Origin of the sequence: Micromonospora sp. R77 (assembly GCF_022747945.1) — a bacterium.
Classification (GTDB): Bacteria; Actinomycetota; Actinomycetes; order Mycobacteriales; family Micromonosporaceae; genus Micromonospora.
Window position 1 is genome coordinate 5,531,159 of sequence record NZ_JALDST010000001.1, and the last position, 24,975, is coordinate 5,556,133.

At 74.8% G+C, this 24,975-nt stretch carries 24 protein-coding genes and 1 pseudogene; 13 read left to right on the forward strand and 12 right to left on the reverse strand.

The window, feature by feature from the left end; translation table 11 throughout:
* Positions 1 to 4 precede the first annotated feature (4 nt).
* Positions 5 to 1,333, reverse strand: coding sequence for a Gfo/Idh/MocA family protein (locus tag MRQ36_RS25625; RefSeq protein ID WP_242799302.1), 1,329 nt, complete (start codon positions 1,331 to 1,333; stop codon positions 5 to 7).
* A 241-nt stretch (positions 1,334 to 1,574) separates the two neighbouring features.
* Between MRQ36_RS25625 and MRQ36_RS25630 the strand changes: the two genes are divergently transcribed.
* The 8 genes and pseudogenes from MRQ36_RS25630 (at position 1,575) to MRQ36_RS25665 (ending at position 9,130) form a co-directional block, all read left to right on the forward strand.
* Positions 1,575 to 2,621 carry a LacI family DNA-binding transcriptional regulator gene (locus tag MRQ36_RS25630; protein ID WP_242799303.1) on the forward strand — a complete coding sequence of 349 codons (1,047 nt, stop codon included), beginning with the start codon at positions 1,575 to 1,577 and terminating at the stop codon, positions 2,619 to 2,621.
* Positions 2,622 to 2,721: 100 nt separating this feature from the next.
* Positions 2,722 to 4,065, forward strand: coding sequence for an ABC transporter substrate-binding protein (locus MRQ36_RS25635; protein ID WP_242799304.1), 1,344 nt, complete (start codon positions 2,722 to 2,724; stop codon positions 4,063 to 4,065).
* A gap of 124 nt (positions 4,066 to 4,189) precedes the next feature.
* Positions 4,190 to 5,029, forward strand: a complete 840-nt coding sequence (locus tag MRQ36_RS25640) for a carbohydrate ABC transporter permease (protein ID WP_242799305.1) — start codon at positions 4,190 to 4,192, stop codon at positions 5,027 to 5,029.
* Positions 5,030 to 5,085: 56 nt separating this feature from the next.
* Positions 5,086 to 5,946 (forward strand): carbohydrate ABC transporter permease, encoded by an 861-nt coding sequence (locus MRQ36_RS25645; protein WP_242799306.1) that lies wholly within the window; start codon positions 5,086 to 5,088, stop codon positions 5,944 to 5,946.
* Positions 5,947 to 6,286: 340 nt separating this feature from the next.
* Positions 6,287 to 6,631: a hypothetical protein gene (locus tag MRQ36_RS34095; protein WP_242799307.1), complete on the forward strand. Its 345-nt coding sequence runs from the start codon at positions 6,287 to 6,289 to the stop codon at positions 6,629 to 6,631.
* A 50-nt stretch (positions 6,632 to 6,681) separates the two neighbouring features.
* Positions 6,682 to 7,512 (forward strand): PmoA family protein, encoded by an 831-nt coding sequence (locus MRQ36_RS25655; protein WP_242799308.1) that lies wholly within the window; start codon positions 6,682 to 6,684, stop codon positions 7,510 to 7,512.
* Between the two features lie 144 nt (positions 7,513 to 7,656).
* Positions 7,657 to 8,367 (forward strand): annotated as a pseudogene (locus MRQ36_RS25660) (sugar kinase); the annotation flags it as partial.
* Positions 8,368 to 8,524: 157 nt separating this feature from the next.
* The gene (locus tag MRQ36_RS25665) at positions 8,525 to 9,130 is read left to right on the forward strand and encodes a bifunctional 4-hydroxy-2-oxoglutarate aldolase/2-dehydro-3-deoxy-phosphogluconate aldolase (RefSeq protein ID WP_242799309.1); all 606 of its coding nucleotides are present in this window, start codon (positions 8,525 to 8,527) and stop codon (positions 9,128 to 9,130) included.
* A gap of 3 nt (positions 9,131 to 9,133) precedes the next feature.
* Here the strand turns inward: MRQ36_RS25665 and MRQ36_RS25670 are convergent, their stop codons facing one another.
* The gene (locus tag MRQ36_RS25670; RefSeq protein WP_242799310.1) at positions 9,134 to 9,841 is read right to left on the reverse strand and encodes a hypothetical protein; all 708 of its coding nucleotides are present in this window, start codon (positions 9,839 to 9,841) and stop codon (positions 9,134 to 9,136) included.
* Between the two features lie 131 nt (positions 9,842 to 9,972).
* Here MRQ36_RS25670 and MRQ36_RS25675 point away from each other — a divergent pair, with 131 nt between their 5' ends.
* Positions 9,973 to 11,166, forward strand: coding sequence for a sensor histidine kinase (locus tag MRQ36_RS25675; protein ID WP_242799311.1), 1,194 nt, complete (start codon positions 9,973 to 9,975; stop codon positions 11,164 to 11,166).
* On the forward strand, positions 11,163 to 11,831 hold the full coding sequence (locus MRQ36_RS25680) for a response regulator transcription factor (protein WP_242799312.1): 669 nt from the start codon (positions 11,163 to 11,165) through the stop codon (positions 11,829 to 11,831). Before MRQ36_RS25675 ends, MRQ36_RS25680 begins: the two co-directional genes overlap by 4 nt.
* A gap of 6 nt (positions 11,832 to 11,837) precedes the next feature.
* On the opposite strand, the gene MRQ36_RS25685 is transcribed toward MRQ36_RS25680, so the two are convergent.
* Positions 11,838 to 12,845 (reverse strand): LacI family DNA-binding transcriptional regulator, encoded by a 1,008-nt coding sequence (locus MRQ36_RS25685; protein WP_242799313.1) that lies wholly within the window; start codon positions 12,843 to 12,845, stop codon positions 11,838 to 11,840.
* 128 nt (positions 12,846 to 12,973) lie between these two features.
* Here MRQ36_RS25685 and MRQ36_RS25690 point away from each other — a divergent pair, with 128 nt between their 5' ends.
* The 3 genes from MRQ36_RS25690 (at position 12,974) to MRQ36_RS25700 (ending at position 16,133) form a co-directional block, all read left to right on the forward strand.
* Positions 12,974 to 14,125 (forward strand): Gfo/Idh/MocA family protein, encoded by a 1,152-nt coding sequence (locus tag MRQ36_RS25690; RefSeq protein WP_242799314.1) that lies wholly within the window; start codon positions 12,974 to 12,976, stop codon positions 14,123 to 14,125.
* Positions 14,122 to 15,273 (forward strand): dihydrodipicolinate synthase family protein, encoded by a 1,152-nt coding sequence (locus MRQ36_RS25695; RefSeq protein WP_242799315.1) that lies wholly within the window; start codon positions 14,122 to 14,124, stop codon positions 15,271 to 15,273. Before MRQ36_RS25690 ends, MRQ36_RS25695 begins: the two co-directional genes overlap by 4 nt.
* A 62-nt stretch (positions 15,274 to 15,335) precedes the next feature.
* On the forward strand, positions 15,336 to 16,133 hold the full coding sequence (locus MRQ36_RS25700) for a sugar phosphate isomerase/epimerase (RefSeq protein WP_242801381.1): 798 nt from the start codon (positions 15,336 to 15,338) through the stop codon (positions 16,131 to 16,133).
* 60 nt (positions 16,134 to 16,193) lie between these two features.
* On the opposite strand, the gene MRQ36_RS25705 is transcribed toward MRQ36_RS25700, so the two are convergent.
* From MRQ36_RS25705 to MRQ36_RS25745, 9 genes are all read right to left on the reverse strand, one after another.
* Positions 16,194 to 16,958 (reverse strand): hypothetical protein, encoded by a 765-nt coding sequence (locus tag MRQ36_RS25705; protein ID WP_242799316.1) that lies wholly within the window; start codon positions 16,956 to 16,958, stop codon positions 16,194 to 16,196.
* A gap of 21 nt (positions 16,959 to 16,979) precedes the next feature.
* Positions 16,980 to 17,234 carry a hypothetical protein gene (locus MRQ36_RS25710; RefSeq protein ID WP_242799317.1) on the reverse strand — a complete coding sequence of 85 codons (255 nt, stop codon included), beginning with the start codon at positions 17,232 to 17,234 and terminating at the stop codon, positions 16,980 to 16,982.
* A 208-nt stretch (positions 17,235 to 17,442) separates the two neighbouring features.
* Positions 17,443 to 18,366, reverse strand: coding sequence for a hypothetical protein (locus tag MRQ36_RS25715; protein ID WP_242799318.1), 924 nt, complete (start codon positions 18,364 to 18,366; stop codon positions 17,443 to 17,445).
* The gene (locus tag MRQ36_RS25720; RefSeq protein ID WP_242799319.1) at positions 18,363 to 18,986 is read right to left on the reverse strand and encodes a phage tail protein; all 624 of its coding nucleotides are present in this window, start codon (positions 18,984 to 18,986) and stop codon (positions 18,363 to 18,365) included. The genes MRQ36_RS25715 and MRQ36_RS25720 overlap by 4 nt, the downstream gene beginning before the upstream one ends.
* Positions 18,967 to 21,612, reverse strand: coding sequence for a putative baseplate assembly protein (locus MRQ36_RS25725; RefSeq protein WP_242799320.1), 2,646 nt, complete (start codon positions 21,610 to 21,612; stop codon positions 18,967 to 18,969). The genes MRQ36_RS25720 and MRQ36_RS25725 overlap by 20 nt, the downstream gene beginning before the upstream one ends.
* Positions 21,609 to 22,040, reverse strand: coding sequence for a GPW/gp25 family protein (locus MRQ36_RS25730; protein ID WP_242799321.1), 432 nt, complete (start codon positions 22,038 to 22,040; stop codon positions 21,609 to 21,611). The genes MRQ36_RS25725 and MRQ36_RS25730 overlap by 4 nt, the downstream gene beginning before the upstream one ends.
* A complete protein-coding gene (locus MRQ36_RS25735; protein ID WP_242799322.1) occupies positions 22,037 to 22,375 on the reverse strand; it encodes a hypothetical protein in 339 nt (112 codons plus the stop codon). Before MRQ36_RS25735 ends, MRQ36_RS25730 begins: the two co-directional genes overlap by 4 nt.
* Positions 22,375 to 23,958 (reverse strand): phage baseplate assembly protein V, encoded by a 1,584-nt coding sequence (locus tag MRQ36_RS25740; RefSeq protein ID WP_242799323.1) that lies wholly within the window; start codon positions 23,956 to 23,958, stop codon positions 22,375 to 22,377. Before MRQ36_RS25740 ends, MRQ36_RS25735 begins: the two co-directional genes overlap by 1 nt.
* A 70-nt stretch (positions 23,959 to 24,028) precedes the next feature.
* Positions 24,029 to 24,697 carry a hypothetical protein gene (locus tag MRQ36_RS25745; protein WP_242799324.1) on the reverse strand — a complete coding sequence of 223 codons (669 nt, stop codon included), beginning with the start codon at positions 24,695 to 24,697 and terminating at the stop codon, positions 24,029 to 24,031.
* Positions 24,698 to 24,975: the final 278 nt, after the last annotated feature.

Consider the following 24,975-nt stretch of genomic DNA (forward strand, 5'->3'; position numbering starts at 1 on the left):
TCGGTCAGGGGAGGGTGAGCAGGTCGGCGACCCGGACGGGCGCGCCGGTGTCCAGCGAGTGGTTGGCGGCCAGGCCGGTGAGCAGGGCCAGGGCGCCGTCGCGGGCGGTGGCCGCGCGACCCATCGGGTCGGGTTCGCCGCCGAACAGCACCCGGGTCATCCGGGCGTCCGCGCCGCCGTGTCCGCCCCGGGTCCAGCCCTCGACCGGGATCTCGACCGGGGGCGCCCAGAACGGCCGCAGGGTGAGCCGGGCGGCACCCTGCTCCGCGGCGGCCTCGGCGCCGTGCAGGGCGGCACCCTTGAGCGCGCCGGCCACCGTCGGGCTGACGTGGTCGCTCTCGGTGACCTCCAGTTCGAGGCGGCCCCGGCTGCCGTTGACCATCACCCGGTAGCCCTCCCAGGGGGCGTACGCGGTGAGGTGGTAGGTCATCGTCGCGCCGGTGGAGTAGCGGGCCAGCACGGCGAGGTCGTCCTCGATGGTGATCCCGGGGGCGAAGACGTTGCGGTCGCGTTGGTAGCCGTCCTCGGCCTCGGCGTCGAGATAGAGCTCGCGCAGCCGGGGGTGCCCGGCCAGCCGCAGCGCGAACGGGTCACCGTCGGCGGCGGGGGAGCCGTGCGCCCGGTCGTAGTCGCGGGCGTAGCCGTGCCGGCGGCCGGCCTCGCCGTAGAAGAAGAGCCGGCCGGCGGCGTACACCTGCACCGGTACCGCGTCGAGCCACCAGTTGACCAGGTCGAAGTGGTGGCTGGCCTTGTGCACCAGCAGGCCGCCGGAGGTGGCCTTGTCCCGGTGCCACCGGCGGAAGTAGTCGGCGCCGTGCCGCACGTCGAGCAGCCACTCGAAGTGCACCGAGCCGATCTCGCCGACCGCGCCGTCGGCGAGCAGCCGGCGGACCTGCTCGTGCAGCGGGTTGTAGCGGTAGTTGAAGGCGACCGTCACCCGGCGGCCGGTCTCGGCGACGGCGTCGAGGATCCGCCGGCAGCGCGGCGCGTCGACGGTCATCGGCTTCTCGGTGACCACGTCGCAGCCGGCCCGCAGGGCGGCCACCACGTACTCGTCGTGGGTGACGTCCACGCTGGTCACCAGCACCACGTCGACCCGCTCCTTCGCCAGCATGGCGGCGAAGTCGGCGGCGGCGTACGTGGGCACGGGTGGGTGGCCGAGCTCGGTGAGCCAGCGGTTGTGCGCGTCCATCCGGGTCTGGTTGACGTCGGCGAGGGCGACCAGCTCGGCGGTGGCGGCGTGGTCCAGGGCCAGGGCGCGCAGGAACATCTCGGCCCGCGCGCCGGCGCCGACGAGGGCGTGGCGGACCCGTTGGCGGGCTGGTGGTGACATGCCGGCAACCTCCCGGTGGAGTCTGCAAAGGTTTGCAGTGAAGAAACCACGACGGTGGAGATCTCGTCAACGGTCGATATCAAACCGGCGGCATACGTCCGCGTTTGCGGTTCAATGACCCCATGCTGGGAGCGGTTCCGCAATCCAGCCGTAACAAACGGCCGTTGACACCTGGCGCAACCGTTTGCATTAATTGGCGGCACCCCGGTGACCGCCACCACATTCCACGAGGGAGGCCGCAGTGCCCGCCACCATCAGGGACGTCGCCCGGGCCTCCGGCGTGCACATCTCCACCGTGTCCCGCACCTTCTCGGCACCCCACCTGGTCAACCCGGAGACCCGGGGCCGGGTGCTGGCCTGCGCGGAGGACCTCGGCTACCGCCCCAACCGGGCCGCCCGGGCGCTGATCACCGGTCGTACGCACAACATCGGGCTGATCATCGCCGACATCGCCAACCCCTTCTTCCCGCCGCTGATCAAGGCGGCCGAGGGACAGGCCCGGCAGCGCGACTACCACGTCTTCGTCGCCGACACCAACGAGGACCCGACCGCCGAGGAGGAGCTGGTCCACGCCCTCGCCAAGCAGGTCGACGGGGTGCTGCTGTGCAGCCCTCGGATGAGCAACAGCCTGATCGAGCAGGTCAGCCGCGAGGTCCCGGTGGTGGTGATAAACCGTCAGGTCACCGGGCTGCCCTGCGTGATGATGGACGTCGGCCAGGGCGCCCGCGCCGCCGTCGAGCACCTGCTCGCCCTCGGGCACCGCGAGATCGCGCTGCTCGGCGGCCCGCGCGGCTCGTGGACCAACCGGGAGATCCGCCGGGCGGCGGCAGCGGCCGCCCGGGCCGGCGGCGCGGAGCTGACCGTGCTCGGGCCCAACCAGCCCACCGAGACCGGCGGCGGCGCCCAGGCCGAGGCGGTCCGCCGCAGCGGCGCCACCGCCGTGCTCGCCTACAACGACCTGATGGCGATCGGCCTGATGGAAGGACTCGACACCCTGGGCGTCCGGGTCCCGCAGGACGTCAGCGTCGTCGGCATCGACGACATCACGCTGAGCCGGCTCACCCGACCCAAGTTGACGACGGTGGCCACCCCGACGGCGGCCGCCGGCCGGGCGGCCGTCGACATGCTGCTGCAACTCGACTCCGACGCGACCCGCGGCGTCCGGGGCCGGGGCGCGGCGACCGGCGACCGCCGCACCACCGCACAGGTAATGCTCCAGACCGAACTGGTCATTCGCGACTCGACCGGCCCCGTGCCACCGACCGGTCGACCCGCCGCCGGGGCGTGACGTGGTGGCCCGGGCCCGCATCGCCGTGCGGACCCGGGCGGCCCGACCGCAGCCACCGGTGGCGTCGTCGCCTCCCACCACAGCTGAGGAGTGAGCGCAGATGCACCCCGCAACGTCCCCCACCGCCGGCACCGCCGGGCGGAATCACCGTACCCCGCTGACCCGACGTCGATTCGTCCGCGGCCTGGCCGCCGTGGCGGTGGCCGTCCCCCTGGCCCTCGGCGCCGCCGGCTGCGGCGACGACGAGGCCGGGGCCGGCTCGGACGGCCAGGTCAAGCTCTCCGTCTTCTGGTGGGGCGGCGAGGCCCGGGCCAAGCTCACCGAGGACGCCCTGGCCCTCTACACGAAGAAGCACCCGAACGTGACCTTCGAGAAGACCTGGCAGGCCAACCAGGGCTACTTCGACAAGCTGGCCACGCTCACCGCCGGTGGCAACCCGCCCGACCTGTTCCAGATCGACGACAACTACCTGGCCGAGTACGCCGGCCGCAGCACCACCCTCGACCTGAAGAAATACCAGGACTCCGGCAAGCTCGACGTGTCGAAGTTCCCCAAGAGCCTGCTCGAGTACGGCGTGGTGGACGGCAAGCTCGCCGGCGTGGCCGCGGGGGAGAACACCCAGGGTCTGGTCTACAACAAGACCCTGCTGACGAAGAACGGGCTGCCCGAGCCGACCACCGGGATGACCTGGGAGCAGCACATCGCCTGGGCCGAGCAGGTGGCGAAGAGGACGAAGGTCCCCGGCACCCAGGACCCGAGCGCCGACTACAAGGCGTTCTGGGTCTGGCTGCGCCAGCAGGGCAAGGATCTCTACAAGGGCAACGAGCTCGGCTTCACCGTCGAGGACGTGACGAAGTGGTTCGAGCTGTGGAAGGGCGCCCGGGACCGAGGCGCGACGCCCACCCCCGACGTCATCCACGAGGGCAACTCCAGCGACATCACCAAGCAGCTGGTGGTCACCGGCAAGTCGGCCACCTCCTGGGTCTGGGTCAACCAGATGCCCGACCTGAAGAAGAACACCAAGGACGAGCTGGGCGTGGTGGCCTACCCGGGTGACCCGAGCGGCCAGTGGGCCCGGGCGTCGATGTACTGGTCGGTGTTCAAGGGCAGCAAGCACCGCGACGTCGCCGTCGACGTGATCAACTTCCTGAACAACGACCCGGAGGCGGTCGCGCTGCTCGGCACCGACCGGGGCCTGCCGTCCAACCTCGACCTGCGGGCCAAGGTCAGCGAGGCGGCCAGCGACCCGGCCATGAAGCAGTCCATCCAGGTCGAGTCCGACCTGGCGAGCAGGTTCGGCCAGTCGCCGCAGGTGCCGATCAAGGGCCACAGCAAGGTCAAGTCGGAGCTGGTCAAGGCCGCCGAGAACGCCCAGTACGGCCGGGCCACCCCGGCCCAGGCCGCCGCCCAGTTCATCGCCGCCTGCACGTCCGCGATCGCCTGATCCCGCCACCGACGGAAAGGAGCCGGCCCGTGGCCCTCACCACGGCGCCCGCCCGGACCCCCCGTACCGGCCCGGCGAAGGTCTGGCGGGGTACGTCTTCCTGTCGCCCTGGCTCATCGGACTGATGGCCATCACGGCGATCCCCATGCTCTTGTCGCTCTACCTGAGCTTCACCGACTACGACATCCTCACCCCCTGGTCCGAGGTGCAGTGGGTGGGGCTGGCCAACTACGAGCGGATGTTCACCGACGATCCGTCGTACTGGCACGCGGTGCGGGTCACGCTGACCTTCGCGCTGGTCGCCGTGCCGCTGAAGCTGGCCGCGGCGCTCGGCGTGGCGCTCCTGCTGAACAAGGCGTGGCGCGGCGTCGGGCTGTTCCGTGGGCTGTTCTATCTGCCGTCGCTGCTGGGCGGCAGCGTCGCCCTGGCCATCGTCTGGGTCAACATGTTCAACCGGGACGGCGCGTTCAACTCGTTCCTGGCGCTGTTCGGCATCGAGGGGCTGCCCTGGGTCAGCGACCCCGACTGGGCCCTGGAGACGCTGATGGTGCTGGCGATCTGGCAGTTCGGCGCGCCCATGGTGATCTTCCTGGCCGGGCTGAAGCAGGTCCCCACCGAGCTGTACGAGGCGGCGGCCGTCGACGGCGCCGGCACCTGGCGGCAGTTCCGCGCGGTCACCCTGCCCATGCTCTCCCCGGTGATCTTCTTCAACCTGGTGCTGGAGACCATCCACGGCTTCCAGGGCTTCACCGCCGCGTTCGTGCTCAGCAACGGCACCGGCGGCCCGGTCGACTCCACCCTGATGTACACGCTGAAGCTCTACATCTCCGGCTTCACCGACCTGGAGATGGGCTACGCCTCGGCGATGGCCTGGGTCTTCCTGATCGCCATCGCGCTGATCACCACGCTCTTCTTCAGCACCGGCCGGTTCTGGGTGCACTACTCCGACGGGGAGGCCTCGTGAGCGCGAGGAGTGAGCCGGGGTTGCGAGCCCCGCAGTCGCGAACGGAGAAGGCACCGATGAGCGTCGTCGTGCGGCGCCGGAGCGACCCACGGCAGTGGGTCCGGCTGCTGGTGCTGGTCGCCATCGTCGCGGTGGTGCTCTATCCGCTGGTCTGGATGCTCGGCACCTCCGTGAAGTCGCAGGAGGAGATCGTCAACAACATCGGGCTGCTGCCCGAGCGGTTCACCCCCGGCAACTACCGCCACGGCTGGACCAACTTCGACGTCGGCTTCGGCCGGTTCTTCCTCAACAGCGCGCTGGTCAGCCTGCTCACCGTGGTCGGCAACGTGATCTCCTGCCTGCTGGCCGCGTACGCCTTCGCCCGGCTGCGGTTCCGGCTGCGCCGGCTCTGGTTCGCCGTCATGATCGGCACCCTGCTGCTGCCGGGACACGTGCTGATCGTGCCGCAGTACATCCTGTTCCGGACCCTCGGGCTGGTCGGCGGCGACTGGCCGTACCTGCCGCTGCTGATCCCGCACTTCCTGGCCACCGAGGCGTTCTTCGTCTTCCTGATGGTGCAGTTCATGCGGGGCATCCCGCGCGAGCTGGACGAGGCCGCGAAGATCGACGGGGCGAACGCGTTCGGCATCTTCCGGCACGTCATTCTGCCGCTGAGCCGCCCCGCCCTGGTCACCACCGCGATCTTCTCGTTCATCTGGACCTGGAACGACTTCTTCCGGCAGCTGGTCTACCTGTCCAAGCTGGACGACTACACGGTGCCGGTGGCGCTGACCCTGTTCATCGACTCCACCAGCCAGAGCGCGGTCGGGCCGATGTTCGCCATGTCGGTGCTGTCGCTGCTGCCGGTCTTCCTGTTCTTCCTCGCCTTCCAGCGGATGCTGGTCGAGGGCATCAACACCAGCGGGCTCAAGGGATGAGCGCCGTACCGGGGCCGCTGCCGGCCCGCCGGGACTGGCGGGACGTGCTGGGCGACGCCACCGACCTGGCCGTGCTCGGCTTCGCGCTGGTGCTGGCCGCGCTGCCGCTGCTCACCCTGGCGCCGGCCGTGGCCACCGCCAGCGCGGCCCTGCACGACCGGACCACCCTGGGCGGCTGGCCGGACGCCCGCACCACGCTGGGCCGGTTCGGCCGGGCGCTGCCCGCCGGCCTCGCGGCCAGCGCCGTCGCCCTGGCGGTCGCCGGCGCGCTCGGCGCGACCTGGTCGCCGTCGCCACCGGGCGGGTCCCCGGTGGCGGTCCGCTGCTGGCCGGCACGGCCGTGGTCACCGCCGTCATCCTCGGGTACGCGGGCCTGGTCGTCGTGCAGGTCGGCCGCACCGGGGGCCGGGGCTGGCGGGACGCGGCCCGGACGGCGACCCGCACCGGCACGCGGCGACCCGGCACCTGGGCCGCCGCCAGCGGGGTGTGCTGCCTGGCCGGGCTGCTCGCCGTGCTGGTCACCCCGCTCGCCGTGCCGATCCTCGCCGGGTACGCGCTGGCCGCCCTGCACGCCGTGCATCCCCGCACACCCGCCTCGGCAGCCGTGCCCGCCCTGACCGCCGGGTGCCCCCGCCCGCCCGTCCCGGCAGCCCTGGCCGCCGGCACCCGTTCGGACGCCTCGTGACCGGCGATCCGCGCCCGGCAGCCGCCGGCCGACCGGCAGACGATCCCGAGGTGACCGTGCGCGGCGTGCCGGTGGCCCGGTACGTGATCCACCCCGCCCTCGATCCGAGGCACGGACCCCGGCCCTACCTGCACCCGGTGCGGACGCCGGCCGGCACGCCGGTCACCGACGTGCTCCCCGCCGACCACGTCTGGCACCTCGGCGCGTCCCTCGCCGTGCAGGACGTCGACGGCACCAACCTCTGGGGTGGCCGCACCTATGTGCGGGACACCGGCTACACCTGGCGCGACGACCACGGCGTCATCGCGCACACCGGCTGGCGGGAGCGGGCCGCCGACCGGCTGGCGCACGACCTCGAATGGCGGGACCGGGCCGGTGGGCCGCTGCTGCGTGAGCACCGTCGGCTCGCCGCCGCCCCGGCCGGCGACGACGCCTGGTGGCTCGACCTGGACACCACCCTCACCTCGGCCACCGGCCGGGACGTCCACCTGGGCAGTCCGGCCACCAACGGCCGCCCCGGCGGGGCCGGCTACGGTGGCTTCTTCTGGCGGGCCGTCACCGACGGGCAGCCGCAGGTCTTCACCGCCGACGCGGCGGGGGAGGAGACCGTCAACGGCTCGACCGCGCCGTGGCTGGCGCTGACCGGGGTGGCGCCGGGCGGTGGGGCGTACACCCTGGTCTTCGTCGGGCTGGGGCCCGGCGACCGGTGGTTCGTGCGGACCGCGATGTATCCGGGCGTCTGCGCCGCCTACGCCTTCGACCGGCCGGCGGTGGTCGCCGCCGGCCGGCCCCGGCACCGCCGGCACCGGGTGCTGGTCGCCGACGGCCACCTGGACCGGGCGGCCGTCGCGGCCGGCTCGACCCGGCGGCGGGCGCGGTGACCGGTCCGGAGGTGGCGCGGTGACCGGCCCGGAGGTGGCGTGCGTCGGTGAGACCATGGTGGTGCTGGCCCCGCGCCCGGCACGCCTCTGGAACACGCCGACCGGCTCGCCGTCGGGGTCGGCGGTGCCGAGTCGAACGTGGCGATGGGCCTGGCCCGGCTCGGCCACCGGGCCGCCTGGGTCAGCCGGGTCGGCGACGATCCGTTCGGCCGCCGGGTGGTGCGCGAGGTCGCCGCCGCCGGGGTGGACACCTCGCTGGTCACCGTGGACCCGACCGCGCCGACCGGCGTCTACCTGAAGGATCCCGGCCCGACCGGCACCCGGGTGCACTACTACCGGTCCGGTTCCGCCGCCGCCCGGCTGACCGGCCGGGACCTCGCCGACCCCCGGCTGACCGGCGTCCGGCTGCTGCACCTCACCGGGATCACCCCCGCGCTCTCGGCCGGCTGCCGCGACCTCGTGGCCCGGACGCTGGCCGCCCGTCCGCTCCCCGGCACCCGGATCAGCTTCGACGTCAACCACCGGCCGGCGCTCTGGCCGGCCGGCGAGGCCGCCCCGGTGCTGCGGGACCTCGCCGACCGGGCCGACGTCGTCCTCGTCGGCCTCGACGAGGCGTACCTGCTGTGGGGGGTCGCCGACCCGGCGGATGTCCGGGGGTTGCTGCCCGGGCCGGAGCTCGTGGTGGTCAAGGACGGGGCGGTCGGTGCGACCGCGCTGCCGCGCGGCGGGGCGGCGGTCTTCGTACCGGCCCTGGCGGTGACCGTGCTGGAGGCGGTCGGGGCCGGCGACGCCTTCGCCGCCGGGTTCCTCTCCGGCCTGCTGCGCGGCCTCGACCTGGTGGCCTGCCTGCGGCTCGGGCACCTCACCGCCGTGCCGGCGCTGACCGCGGCCGGGGACACCGCGCCCCGCCCGACCCGGCGCGGACCGCCCGGGCCCTGGCTCTGCCGGACGCGGAGTGGGCCGCGCTGGACCTCACCGGGCCGTCCGGCCAGCACAGTGGAGGGAATGCCGCATGAGCGGACACGACGTCGGGACGATCTTCGGCGACGCGCGGGTGATGGTGATCCTGCGCGACCTGCCGCCGGCCGAGACGGTCCGGCTCGCCGGGCGAGCCTGGGACCTGGGCATCGGCGTGGTGGAGGTGCCGATCCGCACGCCCGGGGCGGTGACCGCGCTGCGCGCCGCCGTCGAGGCCGGCCGGGCGCGGGGCCGGCCGGTCGGGGCGGGCACCGTCCGCACCCCCGCCCAGGTGCGCCAGGCGGCCGGCGCCGGGGCGGCCTTCACCGTCGCACCCGGCCTGGACCTGGCCGTGGTCGACGCGGCCACCAGCCATGGGCTGCCGCACCTGCCCGGGGTGGCCACCCCCACCGAGGCGCAGCGGGCCCTCGATCACGGCCTGCGCTGGCTCAAGGCGTTCCCGGCGGTGAGCCTCGGGCCGGCGTGGTTCCGCGCGGTCGCCGGGCCGCTGCCCGAGCTGCGGTTCGTGGCCACCGGCGGGATCGACGCGGCGAACGCGGGCGACTTCCTGGCCGCCGGGGTACGGGTGGTGGCGGTCGGCTCGGCGCTGTCCGACCCGGGCCAGCTCGGCCGTCTCGCCGCGCTCGCCGCCGACCGTTGACGGTCAGCCGGTCGGGCCGAAGAGGGAGAGCAGGACCAGCGCCGCGGCGAGCGCCAGCAGACCGAGCACCGCCCGCCGGCCCGGCCGCGGCCCGTCGCGCAGCACCGTCACCCCGAGCGGCACCAACGCGTAGCAGAGCCCACCGACGGCGATCAGCGACTGCGGCACCTGCGTGCCCTTCAACGTGCCCAGGGCGAGCACCCACATCAGGCCCAGGGCGACCGCTCGGGGCCGGCTCAGCGCCCGCGACCGGTACGCGCCGATCGCCAGGACGACCCAGCCGGTCACCACGGCCAGCGCCGGGAACCGGAAGAGGTGCCACGCCTGGTACGTGTCGCCCACGATCCGGGTCGCCTCGTCCGCGCCCTCGGCCCGGACGAGCTGGAACGCCAGGTGGTCGATGCCACCGTGGAAGGTGCGGGTGAACAGGCCGAGGACGACCAGCCCGGCACCCCAGGCCGCCCAGACCGGGTGGGTCCGGCCGATCAGCCGGGCCAGCGCCGCCACGCCGGGCGTCAGGACGACCATGCCGGCGGTGAAGAGGCTGTACGCGGCCACCATGAGCGCCGGATGGGCCTGGTACGCGGCGAGCTGCTGCGGAAAGAAGTAGTGGAACCGGATCCGGAGCAGGATGCCGGCGAGGACCAGCAGCGGCCCGAGGACCAGCGAGATGCCGCCGAGCCACCGACCGGGGAAGGAATAGTTCGTCATGCTCCCCACGGTTCCGGGACCCGGCTCGCGGCACATCGGACCACGGCGGGCTCCCTGCCGGGGCGCGGGTGACCACGGTCCGATGGCCACGGGGGGACGTGCCGGCGACGCCGGGCGGTTAGCGTGGGCCGGTGACCGTCTCCCGCCGGCTGCTCGTCACCGATCTGCTCTGGGCGGTGCTGCTGGTGCTGCTGGTCGCCTACACCGTCACCGACCCGCCCGGGCCCGCGTACCCCGGACCGGCGGGTGTGGTGTGGTCCACGGCCGCGCTGGTCGCGCTGCCGGTGGCGGTGCGGCGACGCTGGCCGCTCGTCGTCCTGGCGGCGGTGTCCCTGACGGCGGCCACGGCCACGGCGGCGGGCGTCGCGGGGGCCGGCATGCTGGTGGTGGAGTTCCTGCCGGCGGCCACCGCCCTCTACACGGTCGCCGTCGCCCTGCCCGCACGTCGTTCCGTCCCCGCGCTGCTGGCCGGTCTCGCGCCCGCGGCGGCAGCGGTCGCGGTCTTCTACGCGGCCCGGCTGCCGGCGCTGCCGCCCGTCGCCGACGCCGAGGTGCCGCTCTGGGCGCCGGGGGAGATCGGCGTGACGGTGGCGCTGCTGGCGATCTTCTGGTCGGTCGGGCGTCTCGTCCGGTGGCGTCGGGACGTGGCCGCCCGGCTGGCCCGGTCCCTGGCCCACGCGGCAGTCGTCGACGAGCGGCTGCGCATCGCGCGCGACCTGCACGACATCGTGGGGCACAGCATGAGCCTGATCGCCGTGAAGGCCACCGTCGCCAACCACCTCGCCGACACCCGGCCGGAGGAGGTCCGGGCCGCGCTCGCCGTCATCGAGGAGACCAGCCGTAGCGGGCTCGCCGACCTTCGCCGGGCGCTGGGTGTCCTGCGGGCGGAGGGGACCGGCGAGGTCGTCCCGGCCGACCTCGCGCCGGCCGCCGGACCGGCGGAACTGGCGGAGCTGGTCGAGCGCGCCGAGGACGCCGGGGTACGGGTGACGCTGCGCGTCGGTGGCGTCGACGACCTGCGGCCCGCGCTCGGACTCACCGCGTACCGGGTGGTGCAGGAGGCGTTGACGAACGTCATCCGGCACGCCGCGCCCACCACGTGCCGGGTGGCCGTCGAGGTGGTGGCGGGGGTGTTGCGGGTGGAGGTGACCGACGACGGGCCCCCCGACCGCGCCGCCACCCTGCCCGGCGCCGGCCGGGGCCTGGTCGGCATGCGGGAACGGGTGGTGCTCTACGGTGGCACCCTCACCACCGGTCCGCGGCCCGAGGGCGGTTTCCGCGTCCACGCGTCGGTCCCGGTCACCCCGTCCGGGCGGACCGCATGACCGTCCGCGTCGTGGTCGCCGACGACCACGCCCTGCTGCGGGAGAGCTTCCGGCTGCTCATCGAGAGCGTCCCGGGCTTCGAGGTGGTCGGCGAGGCGGCCGGCGGGCGGGAGGCGATCACGGTGTGCCGGCGGGAACGGCCCGACGTGGTGCTGATGGACGTCCGCATGCCCGATCTGGACGGCATCGAGGCCACCCGGCGGATCTGCGCCGCCCCCGACACCCGGGCCGCCCGGGTGCTCATCCTCACCACCTTCGACCTCGATGAGTACGTGTTCGGCGCGCTCCGGGCCGGGGCCAGCGGGTTCCTGGTCAAGGACACCAGCGCGGCCGACCTGCTCGCCGCGATCCGGGTCGTCGCCGCCGGTGAGGCGCTGCTCGCTCCCACCGTCACCCGCCGCCTGATCGCCGCCTTCACGGCCGGGCCGCCGCAGCGGACCCCCTGCGGGTCCCCGCTGCTCGACCGCCTCACCGAACGCGAGCGCGAGGTGCTGACCCTGATCGCCCGGGGCCGGTCCAATGCCGAGCTCGCGGCGGAGCTGTCGCTCAGCCCCGGCACCGTGAAGACGTACGTCGGGCGGCTGCTGAGCAAGCTCGACGCGCGCGACCGGGCCCAACTGGTGATCCTGGCGTACGAGACGGGGCTGGTCAGCCCGCAGGGGTGAGCGTGGTCAGGCGGGGGCGGGGCCGAGGCTGTCGCGGCGGACCAGCTCGGCGGGAAGGGTCTCCGCCCGGTCCCGGTCGGCGGCCGGTTCCAGGGCCAGGCTCATCGCCCGGGCGCCCAGCTCGGCCAGGGGGAGCCGGACCGTGGTCAGCGCGGGTGTCACGTCGGCAGCGATCGGCATGTCGTCGAAGCCGACGAGCGACATCTGCTCCGGCACCCGGATCCCGCGCTCCTTCAGCACGGCGAGGGCCCCCACCGCCATCGAGTCGTTGAGCGCCACGATCGCGGTCAGCCCCGGTACGGCGTCCAGCAGCTCGGCCGTGGCCCGGGCCCCGCCGTCGCGGGTGAAGTCGGCGTAGTGGATCCGCTCCATGGGCAGCGGCTCGGCCAGGCCCTCGTAGAGGCCGGCGACCCGGTCGGTGGTGGTGGTGAGCGCGACCGGGCCGGCGACCACGCCGACCCGCCGGTGGCCCAGCCGGCGCAGCTCGGCGCCGAGCAGCCGCGCACCCTCCTGGTTGGCCGGTAGCACGGCGTCGCCGCGGTGCTTGTGCCAGCCGATCACCGCGACCCGCCCGCCGGTGGCCGCGTACGCGGCGAGCCGCTCGTCGAGCAGCGCGTTGACCTCGTCGTCGTGGTAGCCGGAGCCGGCCAGCACGATGGCGGCCACCTGCTGGGCGCGGAGCAGGTCGACGTACTCCAGCTCCCGCTCCGGGTCGCGGTAGCTGTTGCAGATGATGGCCAGCCGGCCGTGTTCGGTGGCGACCCGTTGCAGTCCCCGGGTCAGCTCGGCGAAGTACGGGTCGGAGACGTCGTGCACCACCACGCCGACCACGCTGCGCTGCGGCCGGGCCAGCAGCTGGGCGTGCGCGTTCGGCACGTACCTCAGGTCGGCGACGGCCCGCAGCACCCGTTCGCGCAGCTCCCCGGCGACGGGTTTGCTGCTGCCGTTGATGACCCGCGACGCGGTGGCGGGGGAGACGCCCGCCCGGCGGGCGACGTCGGCCAGTGTCGCCATGTCACCCCCCTGCTCGTCCGGTCGCGGTGAGGGTACCGCAGGAGCGCCGGGGTAAGCCCTTGCCGGATCGGCGGACGTCCCTCTACCCTCCCAGGAAAGCGCTTGCCTGAGCTGTCGGGAGGACGGGCATGACCCGAAGGTCGATCGGCATCATCGTCAACGGAGTCACCGGCCGGATGGGTTACCGGCAGCACCTGGTCCGGTCCCTGCTCGCCATCCGGGAGGCCGGCGGCGTGCCGCTGCCCGACGGCGACCGGATCTGGCCCGAACCGGTCCTCGTCGGCCGCAGCGAGACCCGGCTGCGGGACGTCGCCGAACGGCACGGCCTCACCGACTGGACCACCGACCTGGCCGCCGCGCTCGCCCGCGACGACGTCGCCGTCTACTTCGACGCCCAGGTCACCCAGCAGCGGGAGAAGGCCATCCGGCAGGCGATCGAGGCCGGCAAGCACGTCTACACCGAGAAGCCCCTCGCCGAGTCCACCGACGCGGCGCTGGACCTGGCCCGGGCCGCCGAGGCGGCGGGCGTCCGCACCGGAGTGGTGCAGGACAAGCTCTTCCTGCCCGGGCTGCGCAAGCTCAAGCGGCTGGTCGACGGCGGCTTCTTCGGCCGGATCCTGTCGGTACGCGGCGAGTTCGGCTACTGGGTCTTCGAGGGCGACTGGCAGCCCGCGCAGCGCCCCTCGTGGAACTACCGGGCCGCCGACGGCGGCGGCATCACCGTCGACATGTTCCCGCACTGGCACTACGTCCTGGAGGAGCTCTTCGCGCCGGTCCGCGCCGTCACCTGCGTGACCGCCACGCACATCCCGGAACGGGTCGACGAGGCCGGCGAGCGCTACCCGGCCACCGCCGACGACGCCGCGTACGGCATCTTCGAACTCGACGGCGGCATCGTGGCGCAGCTCAACTCCTCGTGGTGCGTCCGGGTCAACCGGGACGAGCTGGTCGAGTTCCAGGTGGACGGCACCGAGGGCAGCGCCGTCGCCGGGCTGCGCGGCTGCCGCGTCCAGCACCGCGCGGTCACCCCCAAGCCGGTCTGGAACCCGGACCTGCCGGTCACCGACGACTTCCGCGCCCAGTGGACCGAGGTGCCGGACAACGAGGAGTTCGACAACGGCTTCAAGGTGCAGTGGGAGGCGTTCCTGCGGCACCTCGTCGCCGGCGAGCCGTTCCGCTGGGACTTCCGCGCCGGGGCGCGCGGGGTGCAACTCGCCGAGCTGGGGCTGCGCTCGGCCCGCGAGGGCCGCCGCCTCGAGGTGCCGGAGCTGACCCGGTGAGCGCCGTCGTGCGGCTGCCCGGCGGGGAGACGTACCGGCTGCGCGGGGGCGCGGACTTCGCGCGGCCCGCCGGCCCGGCCACGTCGCGGATCGCGTACGCGGCGGCGCACGTGGTCGCCGACCCGGACGCGGAGAACGTCCCGGGCGCCCCGGCCGTGCTCGACTGGGACCGCACCCTCGCCTTCCGGCACCACCTCTGGTCGTACGGGCTGGGGGTGGCCGAGGCGATGGACACCGCCCAGCGCGGCATGGGACTCGACCACCCGGCGACCCGGGAACTGATCCGGCGCAGCGCCGCCGAGGCGAAGACGGTCGGCGGCCGGATCGTGGCAGGGGTGAACACCGACCAGCTCCCGCCCGGCCCGGCGAGCCTGGCCCAGGTGCTCCGGGCGTACACCGAACAGCTGGCCGACACCCTCGCGGCCGGCGCCCGGCCGGTGCTGATGTGCAGCCGGCACCTGGCGGCGGCGGCCACCGGCCCCGACGACTACCTGCGGGTGTACGGCGACCTGCTGGCCGCCACCGACCAGCCGGTCGTGCTGCACTGGCTGGGCGACATGTTCGACCCGGCGCTGGCCGGCTACTGGGGCGCCACCGACCTGGACGAGGCCACCGGGACGGTGCTGCAGCTGGTCAAGGAGCACGCGTCGAAGGTGGACGGGATCAAGGTGTCGCTGCTCGACGCCGACCGTGAGGTGGCGCTGCGCCGCCGCCTGCCCGCCGGGGTGCGGCTCTACACCGGCGACGACTTCCACTATCCGGAGCTGATCCGGGGCGACGAGGTCGGCCACTCCGATGCGCTGCTCGGGGTCTTCGCGGCCATCGCGCCGGCCGCCGCAACCGCGCTCGCCGCCCTCGACGACGGCGACCCGGCCCGGTACGACGCCGCGCTCACCCCGACCGTACCGCTGGCCCGGCACCTCTTCGCCGCGCCGACCTGGCACTACAAGACCGGGATCGTCTTCCTGGCCTGGCTCACCGGCCACCAGGAGCACTTCACCATGGTCGGCGGGCAGCAGGCCGGCCGCTCGGCGGCGCACCTGGCCCGGCTGCTCGTCCTCGCCGACGCCGCCGGCCTGCTGCCCGATGCCGACCTGGCCGCCACCCGCGCCCGGGCCCTCTTCACCGTCGCCGGGGTGGCGCAGTGACCGCCGCTCCGGTCCCGGCCGCCGCGGTGCCGACGGGCACCGGCGTGACGCCGGCCGCCGGGCTGGCCCGGTTCTCGTTCAACCAGGCCACCGCGAAGCACTGGCCGCTCGCCGAGGCGGTGTCCGGCTGCGCCGCGGCCGGCGTACCCGGCATCGGCCTGTGGCGCGAACCGGTCCAGGAGTACGGCCTGGCCCGCACCGCGAAGCTGGTCCGCGACACGGGGCTGACCGTCACCTCGCTCTGCCGGGGCGGCTTCTTCACCGCCGACGACTGGCGGGACGACAACCGACGGGCCATCGAGGAGGCCGCCACCCTCGGCACCTCCGTGCTGGTGCTGGTCTCCGGTGGCCTGCCGGCGGGCAGCCGGGACGTCGACGGGGCGCGCCGCCGGGTCGTGGACGCCCTCGCCGAACTGACCCCGGAGGCGGCCGCCGCCGGGGTGACCCTGGCCGTCGAGCCGCTGCACCCGATGTTCTGCGCCGACCGGTGCGTGATCGCCACCCTCGGTCAGGCCCTCGACCTCGCCGAACGCTTCCCGCCCGGCGTGGTCGGGGTGGTCGTCGACACGTACCACGTCTGGTGGGACGACACCGTCCACGACCAGATCGCCCGGGCCGGGGAACGGATTGCCGCCTTCCAGGTCGCCGACTGGGTCACCCCGCTGCCGGCGGGCGTCCTGCTCGGCCGCGCCCTACCGGGCGAGGGCTGCATCGACCTGCGCCGCCTCCGGGAGGCCGTCGACGCCGCCGGCTACACCGGCCCCATCGAGGTGGAGGTCTTCGACGCCACCCTCTGGTCCCGCCCCGGCCCCGAGATCCTCACCGCCACCCTCCGCTCCTACCTGACCCACCTCCCCTGACCTCGTTGATCATGGGGTTGGCGGCACCATCCGAGATCCACATCGCCGTCAACCTCATGATCAACCGCCGGACGGTGAGGAGGTGGTGGCGGTGGCGCGGAGGGCCTTGACGATGGCGGGGACGGAGCCGATCAGGAGGACCAGTCCCCAGATGATCGCGACGACGGCGAAGAGCACGGCGCCGAGGTCGTCGGTGATGCTGACCAGGATGGTGGGGACCAGGCGGTGCAGGAACTCCAGCACCACCGTGCAGAGCAGCGTGGTGAGCATCAGCAGCACCAGGCCCTTGTTCTGGAGGAAGCGGGGCTGGGCGAGGATCAGCAGGCCGGCCCAGATCAGCTTGAGCAGCAGGATCAGGCCGAGCAGCACGGCCGCGTCGCCGACCGGGAAGAAACCCCACACCGCGAGGTAGGCGAGCGTGCCGAACGGGGCGGCCAGGAAGAGCGACACCAGCACGGTCAGCTCCACGAAGGCCACCACCAGCAGCACCACCGACCCGAGCAGCAGCAGGACCGAGAAGATCAGCGTGGCGACGCCCTGGATCCGGCCCTGGATCCGGTCCGGCAGCACCAGGCTCAGGCAGAACAGCCCGGTCGTCCAGAGGGCGACCACGTCGATCAGCGCCAGCGCGCCGGTGCCCCGCCCGGCGGGCTCGGTGACCCCGGCGACGTCACCGACGTCCACGCCGAGCTGGCCGGCGCTGTCCCGCAGCGCCTCGCCCGCGTCGCCGCCGCCGGTGAGCAGCGCGGCACCCAGCTCCAACGCCACCACCAGTGCCACCGCGAGCAGCGCCAGCAGCAGGAACGGTTTGCGCAGCTCACCCATGACGGGCCTCCTCGGCGTGGGTCAGGACCGGGCGACGGTGACCGCGCATCCCACACCTCCCGGGCAGCCCAGGGTGACCGTGGTGGCCCGGTCGACGGCGACCTTCGCGACGGCGTCCCCGCCGTCGGTGGGGGTCACCTCGTCGGAGACGGTGACGTCGGCGCCGCCGGGCGCGGGGGCGGACACCGTGAACGGTCCGCGGCTGCGCAGGATCAGGCTGCGCAGCCCGTCCGGCGCGGGCACCCCGAGCCGGCAGGAACCGGTGAAGGTGAGCACCCGCGCCCCGTCGGCGGTGGCCGGTCCGGCCGGGCAGTCGGCGGTGACCGTCGCCGGGTCGACCGTGGCGGTCGCCCGGCCCAGCCGGGACAGCCAGCCGGGCCGGGCGGCGGGTCGCCCCGGTCGTGCCGGCCCGCGCCCACCGCCACCAGGTAGAGCACCACCAGCAGCACCGCCAGGGCCGCCAGCAGCACCTTCTGCCGGCCGCTCACGGCTGGACGAGCTGGGTGAAGCGGATCTGGTCGATCCCGGCGAAGTAGCGGTCGAAGCCCTGGGTCTTGCTCACCGCCACCAGGGTCAGCTGGTGCGGACCCTTGCTCAGCTGCACCGTGCCGACGTCGACGAAGTCGGTCCGCACCACGGTCGGGCTGAAGCCGAAGAACGTGTCGCCGACCTGCCGGCCGTCCACGGTGAAGATGGTGTTGGCGTAGTCGAACGAGGTGGTGCGTACCGTCGACAGCCGCCAGGTGCCGTCGACCGGGAGGTCCACGGTGACGGTGACCTGGTCGCCGACGGCCAGTCCGAGGAAGAACAGCTGCGCGTCGCCGGACCAGACCACGCCGCAGCAGTTCTTCTGCTCCACCACCTTCGCCGCCGCCCCCGACGGCGAGCGGACCACCGCGCCGGCCACCAGGCTCTCCGCCTCCAGCGTCACCACCTTCGGCGCGGCCGGCGCCGGCGGTGTGTCACCGCCGCGGCCGACCAGCCACACCACCACCCCGGCCACGACCAGCACCAGCGCCGCGGCGGCCGCGAGCCACGCCCAGGGCACGCGCTTCGGGGGTACGACCGCCCGCACGTCGTACGTCACCCGGCCGCTGGAGCGGGAGCTCTCCTCCGGCGCGGTGTTCGCCGAGTACGCGAAGCCGGTCATGTCGTAGCGGCGGGGCGGCGTGCCCGGTGGCACGACCAGCCGCACCAGGAAGGAGACCGAGCCCTGCCCGGGCACCACCCGCTGCGGCTCGGCCACGGTGAACCAGGAACGCTGGGTGCCCTCGCCCGGGGCCACGTCGAACACCACGGTGTCCGGCGCCTCGCCCGGGTTGGAGACGGTGAAGGTCAGCTCGCCGGTGTTCCGCTCGTTCAGCGTGAACGCCCCGGCGGCGGCGACGACGGCCCATTCGGTGGTCATGACGGCTCCTCTGCTGCTGGTACGAGAGACGGGACGCGCGCCCGCCCGACCGCGCGGTCCGGGGTGGGGTCGACCGCGCCGGCCGGGGTCGAGTCGACCGGTGGTGGACCGGCGTCGTCGGGCAGGGTGATCTCGACGGTGACGGCGGCCGGTTTCTCCCCCTCGACGACGCGGGTGATCACGGCGAGCTGGTCGGCGGCGGCCGGCGGCACCCGGACCACCACGTGGAAGGGCCGCTCCGCCGGCTCGTCGAGGACGAACCCGGTCACCCCGGTGGCCAGCTCCAACGCGGTCCGCATCCCGTACGGGGTGCCCCGCCAGCGGGCCAGCAGCGCGCCGTGCGCCACCAGGTTCCGCAGCCGGCCCGGCGGCAACGGCACCGGCGCGCCACCCCCCGGGGCGGCCACCACGTGGTCCATCGCCACCCACCGGGTCAGGTACGCCACGAACCCGTCCGGCGCCCGGTACGGCGCGAAGAGCGCGTCGACGTCGGCGAGCACCGCCTCGTCCGGGGCGTGCAACGTCTCCATCACGTCCAGCAGCGCGCCGAGCACGCTGCCCGGCCCGGCCGCCCGCTGGTACGCCGCGGGCAGCAGCCGCTCAATCGCCGTTCGGCGCATCCTGCCGCACCACCTCGATGTCGTGCTCGCCGGAGCAGAGCAGCCAGGTCCCGGGAACGGTCACCACGTCGGCGGTGGCCTGGTTGGCGCTGGCCGTCCAGTCGACGGCGTCGCCACTGCGGTACACCCCGCGTTCGCCGCCGGCCAGGACCAGCCGGCCCGTGCCGCCGGCGCCGGAGGTGGCGGCGAGCGCGTCCACCGGCACGAACCGGGTCCGGTCCCGCAGCGGCAGCCCGCAGTTGACCATCACCGGCTGCCACTGCGGCTGGGCAGCCAGGGTGTCCAGCCGCACCACCCCGCCGCTCTGCGTGGCGGCGACCGCGAGCGATCCGCTGAACGCCAGGTCGCGGCAGGTGCCGCCGATCCAGCCGCTCTGCACGCCCTGCCACTGCACGTCGGACTCGAAGAGCCGAGTGCGGTGGCAGCCCTGGCCAGGCTTCTTCGGGTCCGGCTCGCCGGCGCCGCTCCACAGCAGGGTGGCCGGGCCGTCGTACTGCACGGCGAGGATGCGGTTGTCCACGTTGGCGAGCCCGACGTGGGCGAAGCTGCCGGGGCGGCCGGCGGCGGTGGAGAGATAGACCCCGAAGCCGGCCTGCGCGGCCACCGCCACCCCCGGCGCGCCGCGCTCGGAGACGAACGCCCGGACGGCGTAGAAGCCGCGGTCGGCGTCGCCCGCGTCGACCAGGATCTGCAACGGCACCGAGCCGGGCAGCAGGGACACCTCGTAGAGCCCGGTGTCGGTGGCCAGCAGCAGGGCCCCGGTGCCGTCCCGGTCGATCCAGGCCAGGTCCTGGATGCGGGAGTCCAGGTCGGTCAGGAGCGACCACGTCTCGCCCAGGTCGGCGCTCAGGTGCACCCGGGAACCCCCGGCGTCCCGGGCGGTGACCACGGCGACCGAGCCGGCGCGGGGCACGATCCCCGGGCGTAGCGGCGCGGGGGCGGGGGCGACCCGGACCACGGTCTCCCCGTCGAACCGGCCGGCCGGCTCCCAGCCCGCCCCGGCGTTGGTGGAGCGGAACAGCACCGGGCCGCGCCCGGCGTACCAGGTGCCCGGCTGGTACTGGTCGACGGCGAGGGTGCGCACCTGCGCGTCCGGTGCCTCGTCGACGACGAACCGGACCGACTCGACGTACCGCACGCCCGGCTCGGCGTGCTCCAGCATCCGGTACACGTTGGACGCCCGCAGCGGCTCGCCGAACGCCCAGCCGGTGGGGTTGAGCGGGGTGGGCAGCGGGCTGAGCGTCTGGTGCAGCCGGTCGTGGATGCGCCGGCGGACCGCGTCGACGTCCTCCTCGCGGCGGACCACCACCCGGGCCCGGATCGACACCGCCTTGTAGCGGGCCCAGCCGACCCGGACGGCGGTGCCGAGGGCGCGGCGGCCCTCCAGGTCCGCCTCCACCCGGCGGCGGGCCTCCGGCACCTCGTGCTCGCGCAGCACGTCCACCGGCAGCCGGCCACCCGGGCGGGCCTGCTCCGGCACGTACGGCACCAGCACCACCTCGACCTCGCCGGGGCGGGCGAAGCTGTAGACGGCGGCCCGGGTGAAGGCCCGGGCCCGGGCCACCGCGCCGGAGCCGGCGGCGAGGATCTCGTAGTCCCGGGCGGTCACCGCGCGTTGCTGGGCGAAGAACTCGTACGGGCCCCGGGTCAGCGCCGACTCCAGCGGCTCCAGGTCCCGGCCGCCACCGGCCGGCTCCGGATTCTCCACCCGCAGGCCGGGCAGCGGGTCGCGCAGGCTGGTCCGCGTTCCGGCGGCCACGTTGCCGGCCGGCCCGCCACCGCTGCGGTACCAGAGCCGCACCGGCCGCCCCGCCGGCGGCACCGCCGCCACCGTCACCGGCCCACCGGGTGACCCGGTGGGCGCTCCGGCGGTGTCCGGCGCGGGTACGGCGGTGTCGCCGGGCGCCGGGCGCAGGTCGAGGGCGGGGGCGAAGGTGACCACCCCGGACGCGCGGTCGACCAGGTAGACCCGGTCGGCCGGGCCGAGGCCCGCGAAGCTGTCCACCGGACGCCAGATCTCGTACGTCCGCCCGTCGTGCTCCCGGGCGGCGGCCCCCAGCTCCACCGAGCCGGCCGGCACCTCCACCCCGAGCAGCAGGTCCAGCGCCTCGGCGGTCCGGGTCAGCGGCGCCTTCGCCGCGCGCAGCACCTGACCGGGCTGGCCGGTGCCGACGCCGAGCAGCTCCGCCTCGACCGGCTCGCAGTGGTGCAGGCGTACCGTCACCTCGGTCTCCCCGGCGGGCAGCAGCGCCGGCTCGGTGGTGACGAAGACGACCGGCCGGGGGTCGGCGCCGCGGGCCGCGGCGACCCGGGTGCCGGCCGGGATCCGGACCGCGGCGCGATCCGGCCCGGTCCGGGTGAATCGGACGTCCGCCCAGGCCGCCGACGGCGGGTGCCGGGTCACCCCGAGCAAATTCAGGAACGCGACGTACGCCTTCTCCGGCAACTGGTTCAGCCGGTAGATCATCACCTCGGTGAGGTACGCGAACGCCTCCAGCAGCGCCATCCCCGGGTCGTGCGCGGAGAGGTCCGTCCAGTCGGGGCAGGACTGGCGGATCCGTTCCCGCGCCTCGGTGACCAGGTCGAGGAAGGCGCGGTCGTCCAGGTGCGGCACCGGCAGCGTCATGTCGGGTCCCCCTCGGGTTCGTCGTCGCCGGAGAGGTCGACGGAGAAGACGAGCTGCCCGGGGGACAGGCTGGCCCGGACCAGGTAGTCGAGCCGGATCACCAGCCGCCACGGGTCGTCCGGATCGGGGCCGGCGTCCACGTCGATCACCTCGACCCGCGGCTCCCACCGGCGGATCGCCTGCCGGACATAGTGGATGGCCAGCCCGGCGGTGGTGTCGTCGTTGGGCGCGAAGACCAGCCGGTGCAGCCGGGAGCCGTACCCGGGCCGCATCAGCCGCTCGCCGGGCGTGGTGGACAGCAGCAGGAACAGCGCCTGGCGTACGGTCTCGTCGCCGTCGGTCATCGCGAGCCCGCCGGCCGCGGTCAACGCCGGCCCGCCGGTGCGCCCGGCGTCGAAGCCGGCGCCGACGAAGCGGAAGGCCCTCATCCGTCCGCCCCCAGGAAGTCCTGCCGCGCGGCGCGGACCCGGTGGTGGACCAGCCCCGGCGGGGTGCCGTCGGTCAGCCCGTCCAGGTTGTCCAGCACCACCCGGTGCCCGTCCACCCGCAGCCAGGTGCTGTAGCCGACGGTCACCCGCAGCGTCTTCACGCACGGCTTGATGGTCGGCCCGTAGTTCGGGCAGGCGGTGATGTCCCGCCCCTCCGGGTCGGCGTCGACCAGCACGGGCACGCCCCGCACGGTCACCCACTGCTGCGAGGCGCGGTTGGCGACCCGGCCGTCGTGGTCGCAGGCGATCAGCGAGTCCCGGTGGATCCAGCGCATCAGCCACCTCCGTGGGCGCGGGCGAGGGTACGGGCCTGGGCGGCGGCGGTCTCGGCGTCCTCGCCTGACTCGGCGCGCAGGAAGTCGACCGTCCGGGCGCGCACCACCATCGCCCGGCCGGGCGCGGAGAGCACCAGGTCACCGGCGGCGTGCACGGTGGTCAGCCCGGGGCGCAGCTCCACGAAGCTGCCCGCGTCGGTGGCCAGCCGCAGGGTCCGCCCGTCGTCGTCGATGACGATCGACTGGCCGGTGCCGGTCCGCATCGACCAGCGCCGGGCCCGCCCGTCGACGATCCCCGCGTCGTACGGCTCGACCGCCCCGAAGAGCGAACCGAGCACGATCCCGGCGGTCGGCTCGCCACCGGGCAGCAGCACCAGCACGGTGTCCTCCGGGTCGGGCAGCGCGACGATGCCCTTGCCCCGCCCCGCGCCCGGGCAGACCACCGCCAGCCAGCCGGCGTCCAGCTCCCCGTACGCGGGCAGGGTCAGCCGGACCCGGCCGAGCCGGTCGGGGTCGTCGACGTCGGTGACCGTGCCGAGGGTGACCGTCGCCGGGGCCGGCGCCGGGCCGGGCGGCGGGCCGGGCGGGACGGTGGAGAACGCCGTCAGGTGACCGTCGGCGTCGACGGTGTGCACCACCTCGGTGAGCACGTACACCCCCGCGACGGGTTCCGGCACGCCGGTCAGGGCGATCCGCCGGCCAGGGCGCAGCGCCGGGTCGCCCTCGGCCACCCCCTCGGCGGTGACCAGGGTGGCGACCCGGGCGTCCAGCGCGGCCTGGGCCAGCGCGGCCAGTTCGTCGTCGCTGCGCCCCGGCTGGTCCACCGCGGTCCGTCCGCCGGCCGCCCCCACGTCACCCGGGTCGGGGCGCAGCGCGGTACGCCGGCCGGAGCGCGCCTCGGTGGCCTGCTGCCGCAGCGGTTCGGCGCGCTGCGGGTGCCAGCCGAGGGCGGTGCTCTCCCCGCCGGCCCGGTCCAGGTTCTCCGCGACCCGCAGGGTGTGCACGGTGCGGCCGAGCGTCAGCGGGACCGGTTCGCCGTACCCGTCGAGGGTGAGCAGCCGCAGCCGGTCGCCGTCGACCACCGGGTGCAGTCCGGCCCGGCCGGTCACCTCGGTCAGCAGCTCCAGGTCGGTGTGCCGGTGCTGGAGCAGCCGCTCCAGGCGGGGGCCGTCGGTCTGCGCGTCGACGGTCAGGCCGAGGTCGGCGCAGAGCTCCCGGGCCAGGTCGGCGGCGGTCACCGACTCGAACACCCGCAGCTCCTGCCGCTTGCGCAACCGGTGCAGCGGGTCGTACGCCCGGATCCGCAGCAGCGCCGGCCCGTCCGCCGCGTAGGCCAGCTCGACGCAGGTCACCTCGCCGGTGAAGAGCGGGTCGGGGTGACCGTCGAGGCACACGTCGAGAGTGGCGCCGGGGCGTACCGGCGGGTCGAGGGCGGCGGCGCCCAGGGCGGTGGCCAGGGTCAGCTCGCACTGGGTGGGCCGGCCCAGCCGGGCGGCCACCCGGATGCCGCGCAGGCGGCCGGTCACCGCGTCCGGCAGCGGGACGCCGTCGACCGCGACGGTCGGGGTGCGGGGCACGGTCACGAGGGCTGACCTCCCGTCGGGGCCGGTGCGACGGCCGGCGGCACGGCCAGGGCGGTGCCGGCCGGCACGGTCAGCGGGTCGCTGATCCGGTTGTGCTCGGCGAGCAACCGCCAGCGCAGCGGCGAGCCGAGCGCGTCGTGCGCCAGCAGGTCGAACCGACCCCGGACCAGCCGGGCTCCGCGGCGCCGTCGGCGGCGGCCACCACCGCCGAGCCGGGCGGCACGGTCGGCGTGCTGGCGGTGGCCAGCTCGTCCGCGAAGCCCTCCCGGGCCGCCTCGGCGTTCTCGGCGACCCGGACCAGCTTGAGCCGCAGCCAGGACCGGCGCGGGCTGCCGGTGAGGGTGAACGCGTCGAAGCGTTCCGCCACCGCGACGATCACGCCGGGCACGTTCCACGTCTTGCCCCAGACCAGGCGGACCAGCGGCGGGCGGAGCCAGCCGTGCTCGGTGGCGGAGTTCTCCGCCAGCAGCCACAGCGGCGCGGTCAACGTGCGGACGTCGTCGGGGCGTACCTGCGCCTCCACGAAGTCGACGTCGAAGAGCAGGTCCAGCACCAGCTCGGTGCGCCCGCCGCCGGTGAAGACGAGCGGGTCGTCGGCGAGGCCGGCGCCGGTGAGCCGGCCGTCGGCGGCGTGCCGGGGGCGTACCCCGGCCAGCCGGGTGACCCGGACGGTCTCCGGGTTGAGCAGGCAGTCGACCCGGATGCCGGACTCGTCCACCAGGAAGGCGACCCGTTCCATCAGCCACCGTCCTGTTCCCGGGCCAACCGGCGCAGATGGGCCGCGTCGCGGGCGGCGCTGGCGGCGCCCACACCTCCCGGTCGTCGGCAACGCGGGCCACGGGTCGCCGTGGCCCGCCATCCGCGCGTCCGCGCCCGCCCACCGGTCGGTCCGGTCCGCCAACCCCGGGGTACGTCCGCCGCCCGGCCGCCCGGTTCGCCCTCCGGCAGCGTCGGCCAGTGGTCGGTGGGCGCCTCGGCCGGTTCCGTCCACCGGTGGTGCGGGTCACCGGCGACCGC

Bases quoted from the DNA above. Each gene is read 5' to 3' on its own strand.
- MRQ36_RS25625 (WP_242799302.1), bottom strand. From the start codon at position 1,333: ATGTCACCACCAGCCCGCCAACGGGTCCGCCACGCCCTCGTCGGCGCC.
- MRQ36_RS25635 (WP_242799304.1), top strand. From the start codon at position 2,722: ATGCACCCCGCAACGTCCCCCACCGCCGGCACCGCCGGGCGGAATCAC.
- MRQ36_RS25640 (WP_242799305.1), top strand. From the start codon at position 4,190: ATGGCCATCACGGCGATCCCCATGCTCTTGTCGCTCTACCTGAGCTTC.
- MRQ36_RS25645 (WP_242799306.1), top strand. From the start codon at position 5,086: ATGAGCGTCGTCGTGCGGCGCCGGAGCGACCCACGGCAGTGGGTCCGG.
- MRQ36_RS25665 (WP_242799309.1), top strand. From the start codon at position 8,525: ATGAGCGGACACGACGTCGGGACGATCTTCGGCGACGCGCGGGTGATG.
- MRQ36_RS25670 (WP_242799310.1), bottom strand. From the start codon at position 9,841: ATGACGAACTATTCCTTCCCCGGTCGGTGGCTCGGCGGCATCTCGCTG.
- MRQ36_RS25680 (WP_242799312.1), top strand. From the start codon at position 11,163: ATGACCGTCCGCGTCGTGGTCGCCGACGACCACGCCCTGCTGCGGGAG.
- MRQ36_RS25685 (WP_242799313.1), bottom strand. From the start codon at position 12,845: ATGGCGACACTGGCCGACGTCGCCCGCCGGGCGGGCGTCTCCCCCGCC.
- MRQ36_RS25690 (WP_242799314.1), top strand. From the start codon at position 12,974: ATGACCCGAAGGTCGATCGGCATCATCGTCAACGGAGTCACCGGCCGG.
- MRQ36_RS25705 (WP_242799316.1), bottom strand. From the start codon at position 16,958: ATGGGTGAGCTGCGCAAACCGTTCCTGCTGCTGGCGCTGCTCGCGGTG.
- MRQ36_RS25715 (WP_242799318.1), bottom strand. From the start codon at position 18,366: ATGACCACCGAATGGGCCGTCGTCGCCGCCGCCGGGGCGTTCACGCTG.
- MRQ36_RS25720 (WP_242799319.1), bottom strand. From the start codon at position 18,986: ATGCGCCGAACGGCGATTGAGCGGCTGCTGCCCGCGGCGTACCAGCGG.
- MRQ36_RS25725 (WP_242799320.1), bottom strand. From the start codon at position 21,612: ATGACGCTGCCGGTGCCGCACCTGGACGACCGCGCCTTCCTCGACCTG.
- MRQ36_RS25730 (WP_242799321.1), bottom strand. From the start codon at position 22,040: ATGAGGGCCTTCCGCTTCGTCGGCGCCGGCTTCGACGCCGGGCGCACC.
- MRQ36_RS25735 (WP_242799322.1), bottom strand. From the start codon at position 22,375: ATGCGCTGGATCCACCGGGACTCGCTGATCGCCTGCGACCACGACGGC.
- MRQ36_RS25745 (WP_242799324.1), bottom strand. From the start codon at position 24,697: ATGGAACGGGTCGCCTTCCTGGTGGACGAGTCCGGCATCCGGGTCGAC.